The following is a 6,490-nucleotide window of genomic DNA, read 5'->3' on the forward strand; positions in this document are numbered from 1 at the left end:
GACCGCGGGAAGCCGAACACGACCGACCGCACCGACCCCAGCGTCTCGCGGACGAGCCCGCCGAAGCGCCGGGCCTCCTCGGCGACGACGCGGGCGCGGCGAGCGCGGCGGCCAGGTGGGCGTGGGCGCGGGGCCACTGGGCGGGGTCGGCGGCGCCGAGCTCGGCGAACAGCAGCGACACGGCCGGATGGGCGTCCGACAGCCCGACCGGCTGCCACTGCCGCATCGGCCTGCCGGACAGGACGAGCTCGTTCCCCGGGCGGGTGGTGACGGCCGCGACCCGCTCCGGGTCGGCGAGCGCGTCGGCGATCGCGGTGACGATCCGCATGGTCATCGGGTCTCGTGTCGCTTCCGGTCCTGGTGCGCCTGGACGGCGCCGCGGGCGATGGCGTAGGCGTCCTGCTCGGCTCGGTGGTCGATGCCGGCGAGGCGGTTGTGGTGCATGTGCAGCACGCTCGTGAAGACGGGCGAGGGGTCGTCCAGCGCCGCGCGGACCGCCTCTCCGTAGGCCGCGACGGCGCCGGATCGGCGCTCCCAGCTCGCGGTGAGCTCCGCCCCTCCGGGGACGCCCGCCGGGTCCGGGGCGCCCGTCGCCGGGTCCAGCAGCCGCAGCGCCTCCCGGCGGTGCCGCTGGAACGCCGCGTGCCGGGGCCCCTTGGGGTAGGTCCGCAGGAGCCAGTCCTGCCAGCCCTCGCCGTGCAGGCGCCGCGCGAGGTCGAGGTGGTTCGCGGCGAGCAGCAGCGGCACCGGGAGGGCGAGCGTCCCCCGGTCGCGCAGCGCGAGCTGGTCGAGGACGCTCGCGGTGTCGGCGTGGAAGGCCCGCTCGGCGGCCTCGATCAGCTCCGGGCCGCCGTACCGGTCGGTCTCCGGGCGGTAGGTGTCCAGGACGACGCCGCCGATCAGGCCCGCCTCGCCCAGCCCGGCGGCCCAGCCGTGGACGGCGGGGAGCAGCCCGGCGTTGAGGGCGGCGGGCTCCCCGTGGAAGCGGAGCCGCAGGTGGTGGTCGTCGTCGCGGTAGCGCATCAGGAACCACCGGTCGGTGAGCGGTTCGGCCCGCGCGGCGAGCGCGGGCACATGCCGGGCGAGGAGCTCGCCGTGCCGCCCCGGCGACGCGTAGACCTTCACGTACAGCCACTCCCCGCCGGGTGGGTGGGACCGGCGGGTCGCGGTCCGCCGCACCGGCGCCGCACCGCCGGGGCGGCGCCGGACCGGGCGCATCGGGACGGCGATCTCCGCGGCGTGCCCGCCCGCCCAGCCGGAACCGCGGGCGCCGCCGTCCGGTGCCTCCTGGATGACCGTCTCCGGACGTTTGCGCAGGTCGGCGCGTAGCACGTGCAGGTGGACGGGATTCGTCAGGTCCAGGCGCACGCGGTGGTCGGTGCGGGTGACGTCCACGATGTCGGGTACCGCCCAGTCGGCCCGCCAGCGGTCGAAGCGGCGCCGCCACTCGTCCCAGCCCGTCTCCTCCCGCAGTTCCGGGTCGGGGAGCCAGCGGGCGGACGCGAGGATCGTCCGGCCGTACCGGACGCGCGGCAGGTAGGGCAGCCGCTCGGCCGCGCCCCAGCTCCACAGCGGCCACGCCGGGGTGCGGCTCTCGCCGATCTCCACCAGGAGGCGGACGGCGTTCGGCATGCTGAGCCGGGCGTTCAGCGCGTGGAACGTCATCGGCACCAGCTCGCGGCCGTCGTGCGCGCGCACCACCGTGAAGCGGTCGTGGTCGGCGCCGACGAGCAGGTCGTCCAGGCCGGGTTCGGCCGGGCGGTCGGCGAAGACGCCCGCACGCACGGTGTCGGCGGTGAGCCGCGGCACCTGCGCGACGTTGATCGTCCGGAAGTGCACCGGGGGGCCGGCGACCTGCGCCGGCGTCGCGGGCGCCGCCTGCTCGCGGGCGGTCGCGGCCACCACGCCGCCCAGCTCGGGCAGGACGTGCAGGAACCGGCCGAACATCGCGCCCGGCCGGGTGAAGTTCATCGGGGACGCGACCAGCCGGAAGTCGCCCTCGCGCAGGGCGTCCTGGGAGTCGGCGACGAGCTGGGCGCACACCTCCGCGTAGGAGCCCGGCTCGTCTTCGGCTCCGGGACGGGCCAGCCGGTCGACCAGGGCGTCGTCCAGGACGATCTCCGGGCCGCCGCGCTGCGCCAGCGCGAGCAGCACGGCGTCGCGCGGGCCGCCGTCGTCCGGCGGGTCGGCGCGCCGCCGCCCGCCCGGCGGCAGCAGGTAGCCGGCCGGCGGGCCGATCCCGGCCTCCGGATCGACCACCTCCTTGACCGGGACCAGCACACCGGTCCCGTACCGGGCGATGAAGTCGGCCCGGTAGGACGCCAGCGGGTCGGCCGGTGCCAGGGCGGGCGGGGCGACCCGCCAGGCGACCGCGGCGGCCCGTTCGAGCTCCGCCGCGACCTCGTGCGGGAGGACGATGTCGGCGTCCATCTCCAGATCGACCTGGATGAGCCGGTCGCCCGCCCGCACCCGGCGCATGGCGGACGTCGCCGCCCGCCACGCCTCGCGCCCCTTCCCGGGAGAGGTCTCCGCGTAGGCCGCGAGCGCGGCACGGACCTCGGCGAGGCCGGCCTCCTCCGGCAGCCGCTCCAGGACGTGCCCGAGGGGATCGTCCGCGGTGGCCGGCGGGCGGAGGTCGGTGAGCAGGAACTCGCGCTCGACGAGCTGGGCCACCATCCGCCGCACCGACTCCGGTGGCGCGTCCGGGAACTCCGCGCACAGCCGGCCGACCAGCTCGGCGTGGCCGATGGGCCGGCGGGCGGCGGCCATCGCGGCCCGCGCCGCGCGCGTCGCCCGCACCGTGTGCTCCCGGTCGTCGGGGGCGCGCTCGTCGGTGTCCTCGCGGACGAGCGGGAGCACGAGCCGGTCGCCGCGGACGGAGCAGAGGTCGTTGGCGACCAGGCGCAGCCGTCCGAGCACCGCCGGGTGGGTCTCCCACGGGCGGATCACCTCGATCAGCCAGCCCATGTCGGCGCGCACGTGCTTGCGGTGGGCGCCGCCGAGCCGGAACTTCGGCTCCGCGTCGAACCGCGCCGCGGCCACGCCCGCCATGAGCCCGAAGGGGGTAGGCCGGTGCGTCATCCGCGCCAGGTACCGGGTGGTCGCCAGCACGGCCCGCCGCAACCCCGCCGCGGGGACGTCCGCGCCGGTCACGACCTTGTGCAGCGCACCGTCGAGCCCGGCGCTGGACACCGCGACGGCCTCGCGGACGCCCGGGACCTCCGCCACCGCGCGCAGGTAGCGGCGCATCGCCTCGGTGGACGCGAGGCCGGCCGGCGGCTCGGGCACCGGCGCCCCGGCGGGCGACGCGGACAGCCGGACGATCGCGGCGTCACCGGCACGGAACGGCGGCTCGTGCGCCATCTCCACCCCCAAGCGGTTCGGACACGGCCTCCACATTAGGTCGGCGCATTGGCTTCGCTCCATCATTTCCAAGATCCTGAAAATAAGCCGGTACCGCCGAAATCCCGGCCTATCGTGGCGCCATTGGCCGGCCCCCACTTCCATGGTGCGGGAAAGCCGATCCGGCCGACCGGTGACGAGACGGAAGGGTTTTTCACCATGGGTGAATTCGATCTGGACCCGAGAGTGGAGGGCGCCGCGGGCTTCGGCTGGGAGGCGCACTTCCGCGGCGCCGCGCCCGGCCCCGGCGGCATGCGGATGGCCGACGACAGCGACGGCTGCGTCTACGCGTGCGACCCCACGTGGCACACCTGCAGCTGCATCGGCTGCGGCCCGACCGCCGCGTGCAGCCACACCTGCGGGGCCACGGGCAACCCGTGCCTGTGCTGATCGGGCGAGGGTGAGGCGAACGAACCGCCGGCGAGTCCCCGGCCGTACGGCGGAGCGGGATCCGCTGTTCGGGCGGGGGCTCCGCTTCGCGCACGACGCCCCGTCCGGGACGGGCGCCGGCTCCCTCGCGACGCTGCGCGAGCTCCCCGCCATCGTCGGGACGGCCCTGCGGCTCGGCCGCCGCGCCGATCCGGCCGCGCTGGCGGCCGTCGTGACGAGCCAGCTCGTGCTGGGCGTCGCCGCCGCGGCGACCTACCTCACGACGCAGCGCCTGCTCACCGGCCTGTTCTCGGCGGCGCCCGCGGACGCGAAGGTCCGCGCCCTGGTGCCGGTCGCGGCCGTGATGGCCGGCGCGATGGCGGCCCGCGGCCTGTGCGAGGCCGTCGCCATCGCCGCGTCCGGACGGCTCGGCCCGCGGATCGCCCGGCTCGCCCAGCTCACGCTGCTGGAGCGGGCCGTCCGGGTCGAGCAGGCCGTGATGGAGGACGCCGACTTCCACGACCGGCTCGGCACCGCGCGGCAGGGCGCCGCCGCCACCTCGCGCGCCACGCAGAGCGCGGTCGGCCTGTGCGGCGGGCTCGTGTCGATCCTCGCCGCCCTGTGGGTGCTGCTCGCGCTGAACCCGCTGCTGGCGCCGCTGCTCGTCGTCGCGCTGGCGCCGCGCGCGTGGAGCGTCGCCCGGACCGCCGGCGCCCGGCACGCGTCCACCAAGCGCTGGATGCAGCTGACCCGGCAGATCGACCTGCTCGGCCAGCTGATGACCAGCCACGAGGCCGCGGAGGAGGTCCGCGCCCACCGCGTGGGCGGCTTCCTGCTGGCGCACTACCGCCGCCTCGCGACCGTGTCGACGCGGGAGCAGGCCCGGCTCGCCCGCGAGGAGGCGCTCACCCGCGCCCTCGCCGGCGCGCTGAGCGGCCTCGCCGCCCTCGGCGTCTACGGCGTGCTCGTGCTGCTGGTGGTCGACGGCCGGACGACGTTCGCGGTCGCCGGCACCGCCGCGTTCGCGATCCGGAGCGGCCTGGCGAGCCTGACCTCGTTCGTCATGCAGTTCCAGCAGCTCTACCAGGACGGGCTGCTCATCGTCGAGTGGCGCGAGGTCTGCGCGCGGGCGGAGGAGGCGGCCGTGCCGGCGCGCGGGACGCCGCTCGCGTCGCCGGTCGAGACGATCAGCACCCGCGGGCTGCGGTTCAGCTATCCCGGCGCGCGGACGCCGGCGCTGGACGGCGTCGACCTCGACATCCGGCGCGGCGAGGTCGTCGCGCTCATCGGCGCGAACGGGTCCGGCAAGTCGACCCTCGCCAAGCTGCTGGCCGGCCTGTACCTGCCGTCCTCCGGAAGCGTCCGCTGGAACGGCGTCGCGACCGGCGACCTCGACCGCGCCACCCTCTGGGACCGGATCGCCCTGGTCTCGCAGGACTTCGTCCAGTGGCCGTTCACCGCGCGGATGAACGTCGTCGCGGGACGCGCGGACCGCGACGCCGACGAGCCCCGCCTGGCGCACGCCGCCCGGTCCTCCGGGGCCGACGCCGTCGTGGACCGCCTCGACGACGGCTGGGACACGCTCCTCGCCCGGGAGTTCTTCGGCGGCACCGACCTGTCCGGCGGCCAGTGGCAGCGCCTCGGCCTCGCCCGCGCCTGGTACCGCGGCGCGCCGGTCCTCATCGTGGACGAGCCCACGTCCGCGCTCGACCCCGCCGCGGAGATCGACGCCTTCCGGCGGATCACCGAGTCGGCCGCCCGCGGCACGACGGTCATCCTGATCACCCACCGCCTCGCCTCGGTCGCCCGCGCGGACCGCATCCACGTCCTGGAGGCGGGCCGGATCGTCGAGGAGGGGACGCACGCCACGCTGATGGCCGCCGGCGGCAGGTACGCCGCGATGTACCGCCTCCAGGCCGAGCAATTCCTGGTGGACCGGTGAGCCGGCTAATCGACGCGGAATCGTTAATCGCCGCGGGCGCCGTTCCCGTGCCGTTTCCCGCCCGGCCGGCCCGGGCCGTTCTTCGGCGGGCTCTCGATGATGATCCTGATCACGCGTCCCGACCCGCATTTCCCGGACGGTGCTCTTCCGCCGTTTCCCGTTCCCATGGCACGAGCCTTTCGTCCGCCGGGGCGCCCGGCCGGGCGCCCCGGCTGCTTGACGCTTCAACCACATGCCGGAAGCGTGCCATCACGGACCGCGGCCGAGCCAGCGGCGGCCCTGCCAAAAATCCCGTCTTTCCTGCCATCCCCAGCGGGTGCTAGGAGCACTTCGAGCGGTACGGCTCCAGCTCCCCGGCCGCACCGCCGGAGGACCGCCGCAGGCGCGTGACGCCGCGCCGGTAGTCGCTCGGCGCCATCCCGTGCCGCTCGACGAACCGCTCGCGCAGGACGCCCGCCGAGCGGTAGCCCACCCGCCGCGCCACCTCCTCCAGCGGGAGGCGGGTGGTCTCGATCAGCTCCGCGGCGCGGTCCAGCCGCTGGGCGACCAGCCAGGCGTACGGGGTCGTCCCCGTGACGGCCTTGAACCGGCGGGCGAACGTCCGCGGGCTCATCATCGCCCGGGCCGCCAGCCCGTCCACCCGCAGCGGCAGGTGCAGGTGCGCCCGCGCCCAGGCGAGCAGCTCCGCCAGCCGCTCGTCCTCATCCCCCGGCAGCGGGGCGGCGGGCCGCTGGGCCTGCTCCCCGGCGCGGTGCGGCGCGACGACGAGCGGTACCT

General features: G+C 76.4%; 5 protein-coding genes. 2 read left to right on the forward strand and 3 right to left on the reverse strand.

Going from position 1 to position 6,490, the window contains the following annotated elements:
- Positions 1 to 334: hypothetical protein (locus E1300_RS46330; protein ID WP_207400380.1), on the reverse strand; the 334-nt coding region annotated here is incomplete at its 3' end.
- Complete coding sequence (locus E1300_RS46335) at positions 331 to 3,363, reverse strand: lantibiotic dehydratase (protein WP_131763634.1); 3,033 nt, start codon at positions 3,361 to 3,363, stop codon at positions 331 to 333. The genes E1300_RS46335 and E1300_RS46330, both read right to left, overlap by 4 nt.
- 198 nt (positions 3,364 to 3,561) lie before the next feature.
- Between E1300_RS46335 and E1300_RS46340 the strand changes: the two genes are divergently transcribed.
- Both E1300_RS46340 and E1300_RS46345 read left to right on the forward strand, forming a co-directional pair.
- Positions 3,562 to 3,792: a hypothetical protein gene (locus E1300_RS46340; protein ID WP_131763635.1), complete on the forward strand. Its 231-nt coding sequence runs from the start codon at positions 3,562 to 3,564 to the stop codon at positions 3,790 to 3,792.
- Positions 3,793 to 3,802: 10 nt separating this feature from the next.
- Positions 3,803 to 5,713, forward strand: coding sequence for an ABC transporter ATP-binding protein (locus tag E1300_RS46345; RefSeq protein ID WP_131763636.1), 1,911 nt, complete (start codon positions 3,803 to 3,805; stop codon positions 5,711 to 5,713).
- Between the two features lie 319 nt (positions 5,714 to 6,032).
- Here E1300_RS46345 and E1300_RS46350 read toward each other — a convergent pair.
- Positions 6,033 to 6,490 (reverse strand): helix-turn-helix domain-containing protein (locus E1300_RS46350; RefSeq protein ID WP_131763637.1); only part of this gene is annotated, 458 nt, incomplete at its 5' end.

The organism is Actinomadura fibrosa (genome assembly GCF_900659615.1).
GTDB classification, from domain to species: Bacteria; Actinomycetota; Actinomycetes; order Streptosporangiales; family Streptosporangiaceae; genus Spirillospora; species Spirillospora fibrosa.

Coding starts and splice junctions, on each gene's coding strand:
- E1300_RS46340 (WP_131763635.1), top strand. CDS start 3,562: ATGGGTGAATTCGATCTGGACCCGAGAGTGGAGGGCGCCGCGGGCTTC.
- E1300_RS46335 (WP_131763634.1), bottom strand. CDS start 3,363: ATGGCGCACGAGCCGCCGTTCCGTGCCGGTGACGCCGCGATCGTCCGG.